General features: G+C 61.0%; 14 protein-coding genes and 1 pseudogene. 13 read left to right on the top strand and 2 right to left on the bottom strand.

What is annotated here, in order from left to right; all coding sequences use genetic code 11:
• The first annotated feature begins 229 nt into the window (after positions 1–229).
• Complete coding sequence (locus AC0L26_RS14375; RefSeq protein WP_473633105.1) at positions 230–571, top strand: hypothetical protein; 342 nt, start codon at positions 230–232, stop codon at positions 569–571.
• Between the two features lie 161 nt (positions 572–732).
• On the opposite strand, the gene AC0L26_RS14370 is transcribed toward AC0L26_RS14375, so the two are convergent.
• Positions 733–966 (bottom strand): hypothetical protein, encoded by a 234-nt coding sequence (locus AC0L26_RS14370; protein ID WP_473633219.1) that lies wholly within the window; start codon positions 964–966, stop codon positions 733–735.
• A gap of 498 nt (positions 967–1,464) precedes the next feature.
• Here AC0L26_RS14370 and AC0L26_RS14365 point away from each other — a divergent pair, with 498 nt between their 5' ends.
• The 7 genes from AC0L26_RS14365 to AC0L26_RS14335 all read left to right on the top strand — a co-directional run bounded on the left by AC0L26_RS14365 (position 1,465) and on the right by AC0L26_RS14335 (position 13,045).
• Positions 1,465–3,831, top strand: a complete 2,367-nt coding sequence (locus AC0L26_RS14365) for a type I restriction-modification system subunit M (protein ID WP_473633104.1) — start codon at positions 1,465–1,467, stop codon at positions 3,829–3,831.
• Positions 3,832–3,911: 80 nt separating this feature from the next.
• Positions 3,912–4,727, top strand: a complete 816-nt coding sequence (locus tag AC0L26_RS14360; RefSeq protein ID WP_473633103.1) for a restriction endonuclease subunit S domain-containing protein — start codon at positions 3,912–3,914, stop codon at positions 4,725–4,727.
• A 293-nt stretch (positions 4,728–5,020) separates the two neighbouring features.
• Positions 5,021–5,209, top strand: a complete 189-nt coding sequence (locus AC0L26_RS14355; protein ID WP_473633102.1) for a restriction endonuclease subunit S — start codon at positions 5,021–5,023, stop codon at positions 5,207–5,209.
• Positions 5,196–8,603, top strand: a complete 3,408-nt coding sequence (locus AC0L26_RS14350) for a type I restriction endonuclease subunit R (RefSeq protein WP_473633101.1) — start codon at positions 5,196–5,198, stop codon at positions 8,601–8,603. The genes AC0L26_RS14355 and AC0L26_RS14350 overlap by 14 nt, the downstream gene beginning before the upstream one ends.
• A complete protein-coding gene (locus AC0L26_RS14345) occupies positions 8,600–9,292 on the top strand; it encodes a hypothetical protein (RefSeq protein ID WP_473633100.1) in 693 nt (230 codons plus the stop codon). Before AC0L26_RS14350 ends, AC0L26_RS14345 begins: the two co-directional genes overlap by 4 nt.
• A 469-nt stretch (positions 9,293–9,761) precedes the next feature.
• Positions 9,762–11,057 carry a tyrosine-type recombinase/integrase gene (locus tag AC0L26_RS14340; RefSeq protein ID WP_473633099.1) on the top strand — a complete coding sequence of 432 codons (1,296 nt, stop codon included), beginning with the start codon at positions 9,762–9,764 and terminating at the stop codon, positions 11,055–11,057.
• A 245-nt stretch (positions 11,058–11,302) separates the two neighbouring features.
• Entirely contained in the window at positions 11,303–13,045 is a 1,743-nt protein-coding gene (locus tag AC0L26_RS14335; protein WP_473633098.1) for a lipase family protein, read from the top strand.
• A 4-nt stretch (positions 13,046–13,049) separates the two neighbouring features.
• Here the strand turns inward: AC0L26_RS14335 and AC0L26_RS14330 are convergent.
• Positions 13,050–13,740 (bottom strand): annotated as a pseudogene (locus AC0L26_RS14330) (IS110 family RNA-guided transposase); the annotation flags it as partial.
• A gap of 489 nt (positions 13,741–14,229) precedes the next feature.
• Between AC0L26_RS14330 and AC0L26_RS14325 the strand changes: the two are divergent.
• The 5 genes from AC0L26_RS14325 to AC0L26_RS14305 all read left to right on the top strand — a co-directional run bounded on the left by AC0L26_RS14325 (position 14,230) and on the right by AC0L26_RS14305 (position 18,193).
• Positions 14,230–14,547, top strand: a complete 318-nt coding sequence (locus AC0L26_RS14325) for a hypothetical protein (protein WP_473633097.1) — start codon at positions 14,230–14,232, stop codon at positions 14,545–14,547.
• A gap of 30 nt (positions 14,548–14,577) precedes the next feature.
• Positions 14,578–16,149 carry a phage tail sheath family protein gene (locus tag AC0L26_RS14320; protein WP_473633096.1) on the top strand — a complete coding sequence of 524 codons (1,572 nt, stop codon included), beginning with the start codon at positions 14,578–14,580 and terminating at the stop codon, positions 16,147–16,149.
• A gap of 9 nt (positions 16,150–16,158) precedes the next feature.
• Positions 16,159–16,686, top strand: a complete 528-nt coding sequence (locus AC0L26_RS14315) for a phage tail protein (protein ID WP_473633095.1) — start codon at positions 16,159–16,161, stop codon at positions 16,684–16,686.
• Positions 16,686–17,384, top strand: a complete 699-nt coding sequence (locus AC0L26_RS14310; RefSeq protein ID WP_473633094.1) for a hypothetical protein — start codon at positions 16,686–16,688, stop codon at positions 17,382–17,384. The genes AC0L26_RS14315 and AC0L26_RS14310 overlap by 1 nt, the downstream gene beginning before the upstream one ends.
• A 62-nt stretch (positions 17,385–17,446) precedes the next feature.
• Positions 17,447–18,193: a hypothetical protein gene (locus AC0L26_RS14305; RefSeq protein WP_473633093.1), complete on the top strand. Its 747-nt coding sequence runs from the start codon at positions 17,447–17,449 to the stop codon at positions 18,191–18,193.
• Positions 18,194–18,199: the final 6 nt, after the last annotated feature.

Raw genomic sequence — 18,199 nt, 5'->3', positions numbered from 1 at the left:
CTCCATGACCGGACCGAGACGTTCGGACGCCCGCGTTTGACGTTGATCGTGCGAGCAAACTCTCCCGCGCATCCCGAATTTCGGCGGCACCCTCTGATCTCGTGCCGTTTCAGCCTGGATGCACTGGCTGTTTGCCACTTTTCGTCCGCGCCGGCGGCGGACAGTTGCCAACGGAACCTCTGCACAGTTGAGGCGTTCGAACCGCAAGAGCTGCACAGGGTCACAGGCAATGGCTCAGAAAGCAAAGATAACGACAGGCACCACCGACAGGCCGCGCAACGAAACCATAGGCCAATCCGGCGAAGGCCTGCCCGACGACAGCAGCACGCCGCTTGAAGCCGACGAGGCGGCGGTCGCCCGGTTGCGAGACAAGCTGCAAGGCAAACCCGAGCAAGTTGGCGAAGCCCCCGAGCAATTCGGCGAACTCAATGCCGACGAAGTCCCGCCAGGCACTGCTGGCGCGGGCGAGAATATCTGTCGCCGCTGCGCCGGGTCAGGCATGATCGACGGCCGCACCTGCCCCGAATGCGGCGGAACCGGAAAGGTGATCACACCGATCGGCGGCGGCTGAGGCGATCAGGGCAGCGATCGCGTTTCCTGGCAATTTCGGTCACTGAAGCGTCAAGCGGTCTGCGCCGATGGCCGAAAAAAGCAAAACCCGCAAATGTATGACTCAAGCCCCGACTGACCCGCTACCGCCTGCCCGTTTCCATCCAGGCTCCCCTGTCAGGATTAGATCGCCGGCACCCACTTCCAGAACACGCCCTCCATCCGTTCGGGGTAGTGCTTGAACTCGCATTCGAAGCGCCACCCGTAAGCCTTGGCCGCCGCCAGCGCTGCCGGGCTGACCGGGTTCATGCCCGTTCCCGGCGCGAACCAGTCTTCCAGCAAGTCGTCGGGCACGTAGGCGCCGATCCTCAAAGGCAGCTTTTCGAGGACGACATCCATTTCCTCAGGTACGGACAGTGGGGGTCTCCCTTCGAGTACTAGCCAAGAAAAAGTCATTCATAGCCGATTGGGTTCCAGACAAGGGCTGAGTGGAAGGGTGCCTTGGGGGCCGGGACTGGATTCGACGTCCGGCTTTATGGGATGTGGTCTAAAATGGAGGATCGGCAGCAAGGTCACGAGCTGCATATGAGCTAGCGGCACTAAACGACCGATGTGAGCCGTTTGCTGCCTGTCCGCTGTTGGCCTAATCGCCCTCATAACATGGGCCCCAATGTCGAAGATCGACTGCCGCATTTCAGGCAAAGCATCTGCACCTTGGGGCGCGGTCCCGCGGCACTCTGACGTCGAGACGGTTGAGTCGTTACAGCTAGCTGCGGCCGCTACCTCTGTCGGCGAAGCGGGTTGCGCCCGGTTGCGTAATCGGATGTGTCTGGACCAGAATTTTGAATGAGTCGCGCGCACGTATGTCGGATCGGCTGATGACATCGGCGCAGTCGATGGACTAGTAAGGCAACTATGAATGTAAGCAGCTTTATCTGGAACATCGCGGACGATGTGCTTCGCGGTGTCTATACTCGCGGTAAGTACCGAGACATTATCCTGCCCATGACGGTGATCCGCCGTTTGGACGCGGTATTGGAGCCGACAAAGGCTGCCGTTCTTGCCAAGAAAGCTGAGTTGGATGCTCTTAGCTTGCCGCGGGAAGCGCAGGAGCCAGCGCTAAGCCGAGCGGCCGCACAGGCATTCCACAACGGATCGCCGTTCACGCTGAAGCAACTGCTATCGCGGCCGAACCCGGCCACACAGCGCGCCGACTTCGAAAGCTATTTAGACGGGTTCTCGGGGAACGTCCGAGAAATCATCGAGCAGTTTGGCTTCCGCAAGCAGCTCGACAAGCTGGAGCAGGCGGGCATCCTTCACGCCCTGCTGGAAAAGTTCTGCGACGAACGGGTGAACTTGTCGCCGTTACCCGTCCGCGACCACGATGGCCGCATTCGCCTGCCCGCGATGGACAACCACGCCATGGGCACGCTGTTCGAGGAACTGCTACGCAAGTTCAACGAAGAGAACAACGAAGAAGCCGGCGAGCACTTCACGCCCCGCGACATCATCGAGCTGATGGCCGAATTGGTCTTCCGGCCAGTGGCTGACAGGGTCGGCGACAGCACCTACCTGCTGTATGATGACGCCTGCGGAACCGGCGGGATGCTGACCGTTGGCGAGGCGAAGTTGGCCCGCCTAGCTGCCAAAGCCGGCAAGTCGGCGGAAATCCATCTCTACGGCCAGGAAAGCAATCCTGAGACCTACGCCATCTGTAAGGCCGACCTGCTGATCAAGGGAGAGGGTGCAGAGGCGCGCAACATAGCGCCTAACTCCACTCTGTCCGCCGACGCGCACGGCCGCCAGGGGCTTCGCTTTGATTTCATGATGGCCAACCCGCCCTTCGGAAAAACATGGAAGGTCGACCTCGCCGCGATGGGCGGTAAGGCCGGCGCGCTCGATCCGCGCTTCGTGGTCAAGCATCCCGGTCTCGAAGGCGATGACAAACGCCTGCGCCTGTTCCCGCGGGTGTCTGACGGGCAATTACTGTTTCTGGTCAACAAGCTCAGCAAGATGAAGGACACGCCGCTGGGCAGCCGCATCGCCGACATTCACAATGGCTCGGCGCTATTCACCGGCGAGGCGGGATCGGGCGAAAGCAATGTCCGCCGCTGGATCATCGAAAATGACTGGCTAGAGGCGATCGTCGCTCTGCCGCTCAACATCTTCTACAACACCGGCATCGCCACCTACATCTGGGTATTGAGCAACCGCAAGGGCGACCATCGCAAGGGCAAGGTACAGCTGATCGACGCCACCAAACTGTTCCGGCCGCTTCGCCGCAATCTCGGCAAGCGCAATTGCGAGATGACCACTGGGCATATCCAGGCGGTGCTCGACGCCTATGAGGCGATGGAGCCGAGCGATACGTCGATCGTGCTGCCCAATTCGTCCTTCGGCTATTGGAAGATCGTGGTCGAACGGCCGCTGCGGCTGCGCGCGCGATTTACGCGCGAATCGGTGGAAGCGCTGCGCTTCCAGAGCGGGCACCGTGCCGTGCGCGAGGCGCTGTATGCTGAGTTCGGCGACGCGCTGCTTGATAATTTCGCTAGCGTTGCGGACCGGCTGAAGGTCCATCTCGATCCGCCGGAGGCTGAGATCGAGGAGGTCGCCGAGGATGAGGAACAGGCGAGCGCGGACGGCGAGGACGCCGCCCCCGAGGCGGAGGATGCGACGCCCAAGCTGCCGCGCAAGACGGTGAAGAAGCTGCTCGACGCCGGAACCTGGGTGCGCGATCGCCGCCTGCACCGCGCCGCCGAGCGGTTGATGGCGGTCATTGGCGATGCCGAGTATGACGACTACGCCGCGTTCGAGTTGAAAGTGGTGGCGGCAATCAGGGCGGAGAAGCTCGCGCTGAAACCTGCCGAGGCGCGGCTGATCGCGCGGACGATGAGCTGGCGCGCGCCCGACGCCAAGCCGATCGTCAAAACGGTGTCGAAAAGGGCTGCCGATCCGCGCGGCGGGCTGTTCGAGGCCACCATTAGGGGCAAGGCGGCGGTCGTCGCCTATGAGCCCGACAAGGCGCTGTCGGATACCGAAATCGTCGCGTTTGATGAGCCCAGCGGGATCGAGGCGTTCTTCGAGCGTGAGGTGCTGCCGCACGCGCCCGACGCCTGGATCGATCGGGACAAGACAAAGATCGGCTATGAAATCTCGTTCTCGCGGCATTTCTACAAACCAAAGCCCCCGCGCCCGCTCGCGGAGATCAAGTCCGAGATCGACGCACTGGAGCGCCAGACCCAGGCGCTGCTCGACGCCGTGCTTGTCGAGACCCACGTATGAGCGCGGCGCTAAGGCCTTACCCGGAGTATCGGGATAGTGGCGCCGATTGGCTGGGGCGAGTGCCGGCGCATTGGGAGGTGGTGCGTTCCAAGCGCGTCTTTCGTGAGGTCGATGACCGGGGAGGCGACGGGACGCAACCTCACCTTGCAATGAGCCAAAAGTTCGGCCTGGTCCCGAGCGCTGACCTCACCACTAAACACCTGCGATCCGCCTCTTATGCAGGCGCAAAGCAGTGCCTTCCCGGCGACATCGTTCTGAACCGGCTCAAAGCGCATCTTGGCGTGTTCGCGCGGGCTAACCATAGGGGTGTCGTCAGTCCAGACTACACGGTGCTGCGATCAGACGGCGACGTGGAACCGCGCTACTTCGAGTACACCTACCGCTCCACGGCGTTCCGAGGGGAGTTGCGTAAGTCCGTAAAAGGAATCGTGGAAGGCTTCTGGCGCCTCTACTCCGCCGATCTTGGCCGACTAATGGTGCCCGCGCCCCCGCCCGACGAGCAGCGGAGGATCGCGGATTTCCTCGACGCCTACACCGCCCAGGTCCACCGCCTCGTCGCCACCAAGCGCCGCATTGTCGCGGCGCTGATCGAGCGGAAGCAAGCGATCATCGAAGAGCTCTTAGGAGCCGGTGTGAGCCAAAGTTCGGCAACCGTCCGCCATCCTGTTGTCGGTGACATGCCAGCGCATTGGCGTGTGGCACGATTGAAAGACTGGTGCGAAGTCAACGCGCACACGCTGCCTGAGAGCACGGCGGGCGATTACACTTTCGATTATTTCGACATCTCCGTCGTCGGAACTGGCGTGTTGACCGGCGAGCCGCAGCCGATGACATTCGCCGTCGCGCCGTCGCGCCGTCGCGAGCGCGTCGACGGCTTGCTCCGAACGACATTCTGATCTCGACCGTCCGTACATACCTCAAAGCCATCTACTTCTTTCAGGGCTGGCCTCGTGGTGCGATTGCGTCGACCGGGTTTGCGGTCCTGACGTCCAAAGCCGGAGTTGTTCCCGAACTTATGGCTTATGCGTTGATGACGCCGCGATTTATTAATGTTGTCATTTCGCGGTCTGTCGGGGTGGCATACCCAGCGATTGCTGAAACTCGACTATCGGCGCTTCACCTTCCGCTTCCGCTTGAGGAGTCCGAACAATACTTGATCCTGAATGCGATCAAATCAGATACAAGACTAGTGGACGAAGCTATTGACAAGGAGCGCAGCCAGATCGACCTCATCCTCGAATACCGCGATAGCCTTATTTCTGCCGTCGTGACGGGGCGGCTCGATGTGTGCGAAGCCGCAATCCCCACCGTCGAGGGCTACGATCTGCCCGACGACGACGACGACGACATGGAGGACGTGCTCGATGCGCTCGACTAACGTGAGCGAGGGTGGGCTGGAAGCGCTGATCGTAGCCGCGCTGACGGGCAAGGAGGTCCCAGTCGCCACCGCCCTGACGGGTGTGGCGGAGGAGCCCGCGCCATTCACTGGCCCCGACGACTATATCGAGGGCCATCGCGACGACTATGACCGAGTCCATGCTCTCGACCTTGTTCAGCTCATCGCCTTCATTCGCGCCACCCAGGCGGCGCTGGTTGGCCCGCTGTCTCTCGATGTCAACAGTCCGAACCGCCGCGCCTTCCTCGCCCGCATCCGTGACGAGATCAGCAATCGCGGCGTCATCGATGTGCTGCGATCGGGCATTCGCCATGGCCCGCATGCAATAACACTTTATTTCCCGCTGCCCTCACCCGGCAACCCACAGGCCGCCACGCGATTTGCGCAGAACCACTTTTCGATCACGCGCCAGCTCGGCTATTCGCTCGACGCCGCGCGCCGCGCGCTCGACCTTGCCCTGTTCGTCAACGGGCTACCGCTCGCCACCTTCGAGCTGAAGAACACACTGACCGGCCAGACCGCCGCCCACGCCGAGGCGCAATACAAGACTGACCGTGATCCAAGGGAACTGATCTTCCGCCCCACCCGCTGTGCAGTCCACTTCGCGATGGACGACCGCGAGGTGCGGATGTGCACCGCGCTCGCCGGCCAGAAAAGCTGGTTCCTGCCGTTCAACAAGGGTTGCAACGATGGTGCTGGCAACCCGCCCAATCTGGACGGCATCCGCACCGACTATCTTTGGCGCGAGATACTAGCCAAGCGCAGCCTATCCGACATTATCGAAAACTTCGCTGGGATTGTCGAGGAGCGCGACGCGCGTGGCCGGATCACTGCTCGCAAGCCGATCTTCCCGCGCTACCATCAGCTAGACGTGGTGCGCGCGCTCTGCGCCGACGCTACGACGAACGGCGCGGGGCGGCATTACCTGATTCAGCATTCGGCTGGGTCAGGCAAGTCGAACTCGATCGCCTGGACAGTGCACAAGCTTGTCGGGCTGGAGGTGGATGGGACCTCGGTGTTCGACACGGTGATCGTTGTCACCGATCGCCAGGTGCTCGACAAAAATCTCAAGGACACCATAGGGGGGTTCGCCCAGACAGCCCGGCTGATGGGCCATGCCGAACGATCGGGGGACCTGCGCGGTTTCATCGAGAGCGGGAAGAAGGTCGTCGTCACCACCGTCCAGAAGTTCCCCTTCATTCTCGACGACATCGGCTCGGTCCATCGCGGCAGGCGCTTCGCCATCGTCATTGACGAGGCGCATTCGAGCCAGGGCGGGCGCGCGGCAGGTGCGCTGAACACCGCGCTTGGCGGCGCCGAAATCGATGACCAGGCGACGACAGAGGACCGCATCCTCGCTGTCATCGAAGGCCGCAGGATGCTCGATAATGCGAGCTATCTCGCTTTCACCGCCACGCCAAAAAACAAGACGCTGGAGTTGTTCGGCGAACGCCATGAGCAGGACGGCGAGGTGAAGCATCGCCCGTTCCACCTCTACTCGATGAAGCAGGCCATTGATGAAGGCTTCATCCTCGACGTGCTGACACATTACACACCGGTTTCGAGCTGGTATCGCCTCGCCAAGACAGCGGAGGACGATCCCGACGTCGATGTTTCGCGCACGCTGAAAACGCTGCGTCGCTACGTGGAAGGCCACGACCACGCCATCGCCACCAAGGTGGGGATCATTATCGATCATTTTCTCGACCAGGTGATTGCGCGCAAGAAAGTCAGCGGAGAGGCGCGCGCAATGGTGGCCACCGATGGCATCGAACGGGCGATAGATTATTGGCGAGCGATCAACGCCGCGCTCGCAAAACGCGGCTCGCCCTACAAGGCGATCATCGCCTTTTCCGGCGCCGTCGACGACGCCGGCGAACAGCGGACCGAGGCGTCATTCAACGGCTTTCCGAGTAGCGAGCTGGAGGACAAGTTCGACGCCGACCCGTATCGCTTCCTCGTCGTCGCCGACAAATATCTGACCGGGTTCGACCAGCCCAAGCTGTTCGCGATGTATGTCGACAAAGCGCTGGCGGGCGTAAAAGCGGTGCAGGCCTTGTCGCGACTGAACCGCGCCCGACCCGGCAAGAGCGAGCCAGTGGTGCTCGACTTCCGCAATGATCTGGCTGTGATTGAGGCCGCGTTCTCCGACTTCTATCGTGCCACGATTCTTTCGGGCGAAACTAATCCTAATAAGCTGCATGATCTAAAACGCATGCTCGACGATGCCGGAGTCTATACCGTCCAGGATATTGAAACAGTCGTCTCGCTGTTCCTTGCCGCCGCGCCGCGTGATCGGCTGGACCCCGTTCTCGATGCCTGTTCCGCGCAATACGACGTGCTGACCGAGGACGAGCAGATAGCCTTCAAGGGTGCGGCCAAAACCTTCGTCCGCACTTACGCGTTTCTCGGCGCGATCCTTCCCTATGCAGTTCCGGATTGGGAAAAACTCTCGACGTTTCTGTCGTTGCTTATCCCGAAGCTGCCCAGCCCGAAGAGTGACGACACGCCGCTCGATGTACTCGAAACGATCGACATGGACAGCTACCGAGTCGAGATCGAGGCAGCGATGGAGATAGCCCTGAATGACGCCGACGCTGAGATTGAACCTGTGCCGACCGGTGCGGCCGGCGGTCGTCTTGAACCGGAAATGGATCAACTGAGCTCTGTCGTCCGTGAGTTCAACGAACGCTTCGGTGCGACTGAGTTTCGCGACCAGGATCGTGTCACCCGCTTCCTCTTTGAGCAGCTTCCCGAGAAGATCGGCGCAAACGGCCGCGTGCAGAACGCGTTGCGCAATAGCGACACCCAGAATGCGCGCATCGAGCACGATCGTGCTGTCGACGATGAGCTGCTCGGTAGCCTCGCCGACCATACGGATCTCTATGCCTTGTATAACACGGACAGAGCATTCAAAGCTTGGCTGCAAGAACGCCTGTTCACTGCGGCGAGATCTGCACAAGTTAAGCCTTCGCTGACGATCGATGATATCAGGCGGCAGATCGCCGGAGGGTGGCCGGGAGCACCAGCAGGCCGAATCTCGCAGGACATTCTCGATCAGATGAGCCGGATGCCCGAGGTAGCATTACATCGTTTCACTATCGCGGACCTTCTGTCAGTGGCGCGGCATGACAAAGCCGATGAAGACTTTCTCGCTGCACTCGCGATTCTGACGAGCACCAATGTCGGCGCGCTGAATGCAAAGGCGCAGTTTCGTGACGGTGGCAGAATGATACCGCTGGGTGCAAGCGAAATTTCAGAGGCACTACGCGGAAGATTTAGGCACCCTCGCACCGGCGCGCTGCTAAGTGAGGCCGGCGAAATGATATATCCCTACTTCGAACCCTCAAGCCGCTTACTGGAGGCTCTTCAGTGATGGAGCCGTCCTATACACTTCGAGAGCTACAGTTGCTGGCGAGTGGCAGCGTTCCCTTACAGATTTCGCTTGCGCTAATTTTCGCGGAGAAAGCCGAGGACATCCTCGCTCAGGTTGACACTGCGATCGATCATATCGCTCAAGATTTCGCCCGGACGCCCAAAGAGAGGCAAGGGCGCTCGGAGGACAGTCTTACGATGGACGTTGTTACCTCGCTTCGTAACATGGGGTTCCAAGCCTCCCATGATACCACCGTTGGCGGTCACTGTGATATTGTCGTCGAGGGACGCAACAATTTCCTTTGGCTTGGCGAAGCCAAGATTCACAGTAGCTATGACTGGTTACTTCAGGGCTTCAACCAACTCGATAGTCGCTATGCCACAGCATCTAAATATCAAGATCATGGCGGTTTGATAGTCTACTGCTACCACGGCAGAGTGGACAGAATCATGGACGAGTGGGCGGTTCGACTCAAGCAGGCACGCCCAGACGTGGATGTGAAAGATCGTGCACACGAGGAGCTTTTCTTTACCTCAGCGCATCGCCATAGCCGAACGGGAAGGCCTTATCGCGTGAGGCACGTTCCAATCGCGCTTCAATGGACGCCGGCCTCCAAAGACCCAGCGGTGAGAAACGTCAGCCCGGTACGCTATCCATCCTCACGGCGGGGCGTCAGGCAATCTTCGTGAATGAAGGGCAGCTCTCAGGGACGCCAACTGACACGCTGATTGTCCGAGTCCGGCGCTTAGCGGTCGTCCAACGACGAACATGCGAGCTCTGCCTTGGGTCCAAATACGTCATTCGACCGTAAGCGATTCGGACTTTTTCACCGCCGATCGCCGCCGTAGGCTTTTTTCGCCTTCTGGTTATTTCCCGCCCTTCGCACAGGTGTAGTTCCGGCGGCGACTGGCGGCAATTTTCGGTGTTGGCGTGGTGGAATGTGGCAGAACTGGCGCACCCGACAGGATTCGAACCTGTGACCTCTGCCTTCGGAGTGCAAATTCCTCGCACCGAAGTGAGCCGCCGAAAACTCGCTATGGCGCTAAAACATCTATTTTAACAATAACTTGTTGAAGTTTTGGCTGATCGGTTGTACGCTACATTGCTCCATCATCAGCTTCGATCTGGTGAGTATGTGGTGAGCAAAGGATCGGGGCTGTGCCGAAGCTGACCAAGACCGTCGTCGATAAGGCTGTCCCACGGGAGAAGCAGTTCACCATCTGGTGCAGCGAACTCAAGGGCTTCGGCATCTTCGTCCAGTCGAGTGGGACGCGAACCTATTTCGTCGACTATCGCAACGTCCACGGTGTCCGCAAACGCATGACCATTGGGCGGCATGGACCGCTCACCGTCGAGCAGGCGCGCAAGCTGGCCATGGCAGAGCTCGGCGGTGTCGTGAGAGGCAGGGATCCTGCTGACGATCGAGCAACACGGCGTCGATCGATCACAATCAGCGAGCTGTGTGAAGACTATCTTGCAGCAGCCGAGAAAGGTTTGGTGCTCGGCAAGGGAAATCGCCCAAAAAAAGTGAGCACCCTTTACACTGACCGGGGACGGATCAACCGGCACATCGTTCCGCTGCTTGGCTCGATGCGCGTTGTCGATCTCAGCAAGGCCGATATCAACCGCTTCCTGAGAGACGTCGCGGGCGGCAAAACCGCCAAGGTCGAGAAGACCGGCAAGCGCGGCAAGTCGATCGTGAAGGGCGGGGCAGGTACCGCGGCACGCACGACCGGCTTGCTCAGCGGCATCATCTCCTTCGCTGTCGACCAAGGCATCATCGAGACCAATCCGGTGCATGGCGTAAAGCGCCCTGCGGATGCGCGTCGCCGTCGTCGGCTTGCACCCGAAGATTATGGACGGCTCGGCCGTGCGCTAGCAGAAGCCCGAGCGGAGGAAGAGACACCGCAACTGATCGATGCGGTCTGGCTACTTGCCCTCACCGGCTGCCGGTTGGGGGAGATCATCCACCTCAAGCACGCCGAAGTGGATCGGGCAGGCGGGTGTTTCCGACTGGAAGACAGCAAGGAGGGAGCATCGCTGCGGCCGATCGGACGAACGGTCTTGGACTATCTCGCAACCATTGAGACAGTGGAAGACTGCCCGACCGTGCTCGCCCCTGCGCGCGGCGGGCAGGTGTTTGGCGGAATGGCAAGAGGCTGGAAGCGGATTGTAAAGAAGGCGAAACTCAAGGACGTGACGCCGCATACCCTGCGGCATTCCTTCGCCTCGGTAGCCGGAGAGCTCGGGTATACCGAACCGACAATCGCAGCGATGTTGGGTCACGCAGCGGGCTCAATCACCAGCCGGTACATTCATCATCTCGACAGGGTCTTGATCTCGGCGGCCGACAACGTCGCAGCAACAATCCATGCGATGATGGTCGTTCAGTCGGAAGAGGCGCAACCAGATTCAGGCGCTTTGGGTTCCAGGACGGTAGCCGAAGGTCTTTGAAGGCAATCGACTGATCGCGGCCGAGAGTCGATGTTACTATCGACACGACAGAGGTCAGCCGTGCGCCAGTTCCTGACATTTGGCTGGACGCAGACAAACGTAGTGCGTCACTGCAAAGCCGACTTTCTCCCCAGACTTGATGCATGACGTGGCCTAGGAGATCACCTACAATCGGAAGGCAGACCTAATGCAACTGCTCGGTGGCCCTCACCTGGATCGAAGGTAACGGATTTCTAGGCAAATAGATGAGCGAGAAAATAACCGGTCCACGCGTAAGGCATGTGGTCACGCTGGTACATGGCATCCGCGACCATGCACTTTGGCACGATGAGATCCGCACTGAACTTGAGAAGAATGGGTATCAAGTCGAGCTGACGAACTATGGACGCTTCGGGCCGTTTGCGTTTCTGTCGCCATTCAAAAGTGCTCGCCGACGGGCCCGCGAAGAGGTCGAAAGACAACTTAACGTCGTCTTTCGAGATAATCCCGGGGCACAGATAAGCGTGATCGCGCACAGCTTCGGGACGTACTTAATTTCGGAAATCCTGCGATTGCGCTCCGATCTCAGTTTTCATCGGATCATCTTTGCAGGCAGTGTGTTAAAGAGGCAGGTGCCATTTGAGGACTACAGCACACGATTTACGCCCAAAATCCTCAATGAGGTAGGCGACCGAGATCCATGGCCTGCCTTTGCCCAGAGCCTATCCTGGACATATGGTGCCGGCGGTACGGTTGGAATCCGGACTCCCCTCGTTAGAGACAGATTCCACGCGAACGCGGGACATAATTTCTATCTCAACAGATTGTTCTGCCGACAGTACTGGCTCCCCTTTCTCAGTGAGGGCAAGATCAAGTCGCCGAAGGAAGTGGCGGAAGGCCCCACCTTCTGGGTCAGGCTACTGTTAATATTTCAGCTGAAATATCTCGTTCCGTTGTTGGTCGCGAGTATCGCTTTCCTCGAGCCGATAGGGGCAATCTGGGCGGGAGCAACCCAGAGAATATCACAGTATCTAGGCGAAGATGATCGGGACCACACAGAACAGCAAGCGAATATCAGTGAACCAACTGCTTCAAGGCAATTAGCACATTTTGCTGGCACGATTGCGCTAAAGTCCCCGCGGGAATCCGTCGTCGCCACTCTTGGACCGCCGAAGGTTCGTGTGACGCCACAAACCTATTGGGCGCCCATGAATGATGGCCGCGAACCGACTGAAGAAGACCACGAGTTCTTTAGAATAGAAGCACAGAAGGTCGGAGTGGTTGCTGAACTATACGCTTTTCCAGATTTTATCGCAGAGATAGACTACATTAACAATGTCGTCGTCCAGTACGCAGTTATGCTAAGAAAGCCGATCGAAATTGATTTAACCATCTTTCCCGATCTGCATTGGTTTCCGCTTGAGACCGGACAGCCGGCGGCTAAGATAGGCTCTGGATACTTCTCTGATTTCTGGCCGAATCAATGCTGGAGGATTGATGGCACTAGCTCGACGTCGGACGCCTGGATTACCGTCTCGTGCGAAGCATCCAAATTCTCGGATTGGACGGAATTGCGCTTGGGCTGGCAACTCGGAGGCGCAGAACTTTCCTCTCCTGCCAATACTCTTTTCGAATCGGAGGCAAACCTCGGAAAATATGAGGGGCGCATCGGGATAAATTTGCTTGACCAGACTGAAAGTGTAGTCGTTGATTGCGACGGTTCTGCGATTGCGCCTCTTTACTCTATTGAACAGGCTGCCGCCGAACTCGACAAGTTGCTCAAGTCATCTGCTGCAATAGAGGACGACGCTACCAATTCCGCGCTTCTCTGCTTTAGCATGCGGATAACGAAGCCCAACGGATTCATCGTTACGGAGCGGGACTTTGGCAATTACCCTGTTATAACGATGCCATCCGGCTATGAGGTTGAATTGCACCCGGGCCTTCTTTCGGAAGGTCTTATATCCGGTCTCACCTTCGGATCTCGTCGAAATCCATATATGAGATAATCAGAATCAATGGGCCAACGCCGGGAACGCTCATCAGGTGCCGGCAATTCGCTTCGTTCCGGCTGATCTCCTCGATCTCGCACGTGATCGTCTCGATGCGGTCGTCGAGCCACAGCCAGTCCTCGTAGAGGCCGAGGATCAGATCGCCCTGCGCGGCGAGATCCCGTCCTCGCGGGTCTTCAACATCTGGAACAACGAGTTGCGCAGCGCACGCGCGCCCGGTCGCACGACAATGCCCTGCTCGATGAGGAAGGCATGAATCTGGTTGATCGTCGCCGTCCGCCGCTACACCAGGCGTGACCGCACACGATGGCAGGCCTGCAGATCGATCCTGGGTCTTCTCCCGCACGGTGCGCAGGTTCGGCCGCAGCGCCGCTTCGGCGATTGCCTTGGCGTTGTTGTACCCGTTCTTCTGCCCTTTCGCGAAAGGCTTCACCTAATCGCCGGAATGATCCTTGGCTCGTGCCCGAGTTGCCGCAGCGTGCGGCTGACAAAGCGTGCGCTCAGACACGCTTCCATGCCGACGATGCACCGGTGGCAGCTTCTTGAACGTGGGTAAGGGCTAGCCGCTTGATCTTGCGACGGAAGGCGATCTTTCCGTCAGCATCGAAGCCGACAAGTTGGAAGACGTCCTTGCCAATATCGATTCCGATCGTCGTCAGGGCCGGCGCTGTGTTCTCGGCTTGGATTTCCATGGGCTGCTTCTCCTTCTCCTCGCGGGCAACAGTCTTTGCAGACTAACCCGCCTAGGAAGCAGCCGGTCCATCCCATTAGCGGACGTTCAAACAGCTCAGCCGTCAGTGATCGTCAGGTGGTCCAACGGCTGGGTCCTTACCGGTGAGCAAAGTGATCGATGACCTGCCTTGGTGCATGTTATGGGTTCGGTAAGCAGAGCAGGGGGGAGCCCCACGTGGTCACCATCCTCGGTGGTGCCCGATGGAAGGGTGCCGCTGCGACAAGGCGCCGAGAACGTCACATATTTATCTCGCAATCGGAGTAAAACCGCGACCGACCGGCATTGTATCGCAATCGATGCTAAATGCTTACTGGACGTTTGCGGAAATCGACGCTAGCGTGTTCGTATTATTTCAGGTATTGCTTTGACTAACCGTATCACGTGGGAGGCAGGGGGCGTGCCCAAACCCATTGCATGGTCGTTCAATGCTGGCTCACCGGCTGCGAGCGTGGGTTCTACAGGAACCATCGATGTCGACGCGGTAACGGGCGCATCAATAGCCGTTGCCAAGGGGGCGAAGGTCGATCTGGCCTTGCAGCTCGAGCACATCGACAAGTTGAAGTTCGTCTACATTTCGGCCGACAGCTATAGCGGCAAGATCAAGCTCAAGGCCGGCGCGGCGGGCGAGATCGCGCTTGAGGGGCCGGTGATCCTGTTCGGCGCCGGTATCGGCCTGCTCGGGCCGTCGTTTGCGACGCTCACCGTCACCAATGGCGGCGCCGTGGCGGCCAATGTCGAAATCATGATCGGCGGCCAACTCTCATAGACTCTGGTTTTGCGGCACGGAGTAGCGACTATGGCAGTCCAGACTTCCTATCCCGGCGTATATGTCCAAGAAGTTTCCAGCGGCGTTCGGACGGTTACGGGCGTTTCGACCTCGGTCACCGGCATCGTCGGCCGCTTCCTGCGCGGCCCGGTGAACGAGCCGATCAGCTGCTTCAGCTTCGGCGAGTTTTCCCGCCGCTTCGGCGGGCTGGCGCTCAACACGCCGGCGGCCTATGCCGTCGACGATTTCTATGCCAATGGCGGTTCGGAGGCGCTGATCGTCCGGCTGTTCAAGGCCGGCGACGACGATGACGGCATGGCCCGCTTGTCGCTGGGTGGGCTCAAACTCGTGGCGGCCAATCCGGGCGCCTGGGGCAATAAGCTCGAGGCGCAGATCACCTACCCCAATGCCGTCGCGGCCAAGACCTATGTCGACCTCCACCCGGAGCTGGGCCTCGATGTCGCGGACCTCTTCGATCTGCTGGTGAGCGATCCGGCCACCCGGGCGCAGGAACAGTTCCGCAATCTTACGGTCAAGGATGCCGGGTCACGGCGCGTCGATCGGGTGCTGAAGGCAGAGTCGAACCTGGTGCGGGTGGCGCTGCTCGGCAACGCCACGCCCGATATTCCCGCGGCGCGTCCGGCCGCGGGCAACCTGACGGCGTTCGCCGGGGGCAATGACGGGGCGGCGCTGACTCCGACCGAGTACCTGGGCGACGAGGTGGCCAAGACCGGCATCTATGCCTTGCTCAAGGCCGATATCTTCAACCTGCTGGTCATCCCGCCCGATACGCGGGACGGCGATGTCGATCCCGCCGTGTGGGCAAAGGCGGCCGAGTTATGCGCCAAGCGTCGCGCTTTCCTGATCGTCGATCCGCCGGTGGGGTGGGATGCCAATCCGGACAGCTTCATCCAGACGACGGTGGCGGCCACCAACAACCAGCTGTTTCCGCTGACCAATGGCGGCAATGCGGGGCTGTTCTTTCCGCGCCTGCAGCGGCGCGATCCGCTGCGCGGTGGCCAGGTCGACCATTTCGTGCCGGGCGGCGCCATTGCCGGCATCATGGCGCGCACCGATGCGAGCCGCGGGGTGTGGAAGGCGCCAGCCGGCATCGAGGCGACGATTTCGGGCGCTGACGGGCTGACGGTGCGGATGACCGACGACGAAAACGGCAAGCTCAACCCGCTGGCGGTCAATTGCCTGAGGAGCTTTCCCAATATCGGCCGGGTGGTGTGGGGCGCCCGCACCATGCGCGGCGGCGACCAGCTGGCCGACGACTACAAGTATATCCCGGTCCGGCGTCTCGCACTGTTCGTTGAGGAGAGTTTGTTCCGTGGCACCAAATGGGTGGTGTTTTCACCCAATGACGAGCCGCTGTGGTCGCAGATCCGGCTGAACGTCGGCGCCTTCATGCAGCGGCTGTTCCGGCAGGGGGCGTTCCAGGGGTCCAGTCCGCGACAGGCCTACTTCGTCAAATGCGACCGCGAAACGACGACCCAGGACGATATCAACCGCGGCATCGTCAACATTGCCGTCGGGTTCGCGCCGCTGCTGCCGGCCGAGTTCGTCATCATCAACATCCAGCAGATCCGGGAGGCTTAGGGTTAGCCGATGGCTCAGTTTTCGACCAATCCGGAACGGTTCGATCCGTACAAGAACTTCAAGTTTCGCGTCCGCAACGAAGACGGAAATTATCTGGCGGGCATCAGCAAGGTTAGCGCGCTGAAGCGGACCACCCAAGTGGTCAGCCACCGCGAAGGGGGCGATCCGTCCTCGTCGCGGAAATCGCCGGGCCAGACCGAGTATGAGGCCATCACCCTCGAACGCGGGGTGACGCACGATACCGAGTTCGAGCAATGGGCCAACAAGATCTGGAACTATGGTTCGGGGCTGGGCAGCGAGTCCTCGCTCAAGGACTTTCGCCGCAACCTGATCCTTGAGCTCTACAACGAGGCGGGGCAGATCGTCTTGGCCTATAAGCTCTATCGCTGCTGGCCGTCCGAGTATCAGTCATTGCCCGAACTCGATGCGAGCGCCAATGCCGTCGCCATCCAGATGCTCAAACTCGAGAACGAAGGCTGGGAGCGCGATTACGACGTGGCCGAGCCGACCGAGCCGAGTTACGTCGAGCCCAGCTGATGCGTGCGCTGGCGGCCGCGGACATCGTCGAACTCGCCGAAGCGGGGCAAGGGCGCGGACCATCGTCGCTGGCGCTCAAGATTCTGGGCCGAGCCGACCCGGGGGTCGATGCCGCAGCGCTGACGCTGGGGCAGCGCGATGCCATGCTGCTGGCGGTGAGGGCACAGTTGAGCGGTCCGCGCATCGAGTTCGTTTCGCAATGCCCGGCCTGCGGCACGGTGCTCGAAATGGCGCTGCGGGCCGAGCAGATCGGGCTCGGCCTTGAGGCCCAGTCGCCCCCGCAGACCCGGGAAATCCGCGCCGGTGCGACGGTGATCCGGGTTGTGCCACTGACGGCGGGGGCGCTCGCCGCGGCCGAGGCGCTCGACGATCCCGAGAACGCGAGGCGGCTGCTACTGCGGGCCGCGGCCCCCGCCGCGCCTGAGGACGATACGGCGCTGGCCGCCGTGGAAGACGCCGTCGAGGCGATGGATCCGGGTGTCGATACCGGGCTCGACTGGTCTTGCCCGGTATGCGCGGCAAGCTGGTCGGAAGCGGTCGACGTGGCGGCGCTGCTCGCCAGCGAGATTGCGCTGCGCTCGCGCGCGGTGTTGGCGGATGTGGCGACGCTGGCGCGCAGCTTTCACTGGTCGGAGCGCGATATCCTTGCCTTGCCGGCCGAGCGGCGGCGCTTCTACCTCGACGCGGCGCAAGGATGAGCGGCGTGCTGTCGCGGCTCACCAACCGCCTTTTCGGCCTCGCGCCGGTGGCGCGCGTGCGCTTGCCAACCCGATTCGAACAGTCTGGCACGGCATTGGCGGGTGGCGCCGACCCTGCCGAGATCGTGGCCGATAGGCCGGCCTTGCCGTCAGCGCCCCTGCGCCCGGGCGTCGAGCAGGCAGTCGAGCCATGGGCGACACCGACCCCGCCGCAGCGCCAGGTCGCCCCGCCCGCGGCGGCCGATGCGGCAAAAGCCGATTGGCGGGCCGCAGCCCTCCCGACGCTGCAACCGCCGCCGCCTCAGACGCCGGTCGACCGCGAGCGGCCGCGTGCCCCCGCGGTTTCAGCCGGGCCCGGGAACGACGATGGTCCTCGACCACCGGCCAGCCCGTCGCGGCCGCAACCCGTCACCGCCGATCCCAGGGTCGCCGCGGGCGATCCCGCGGTCGCCGCAGGTAATCTGCCGCGCCGGTCTGCCGCCGCGATCGAGGACAGTTCGCCTCCCGCTCCCATCGTGCCAGCAGTTGTTCCAGCCCCCGTCGCGAGGCGACCGAGCCCTGACGCGCCGGTCGCGGCGCGCCCATCGCCGGCAGCAAGCGCGCCACGCGGAGGCCCGCTCGCCTCGGCGCAGCCGGTGCTTCCTGCGGTGGCCCCGGCCGCCGATGCTCCGGCGGTCGAACCGCTCGAAATCATCATCGGGCGGATCGATGTGCGTGCTCCGGCGCCCAGGGCGCCGGTGGCCCCCAGCGTCTCGGCGGGGCTGCAGCGCATACCGAGCCTTGCCGCCTATCTCGCCAGCAAGCGTTGAGGCAAC

Source organism: Mesorhizobium sp. WSM4823, assembly GCF_055811195.1.
Note: the sequence above shows the minus strand (reverse complement) of the source record. Positions and strands in the feature narration are given on the sequence as shown.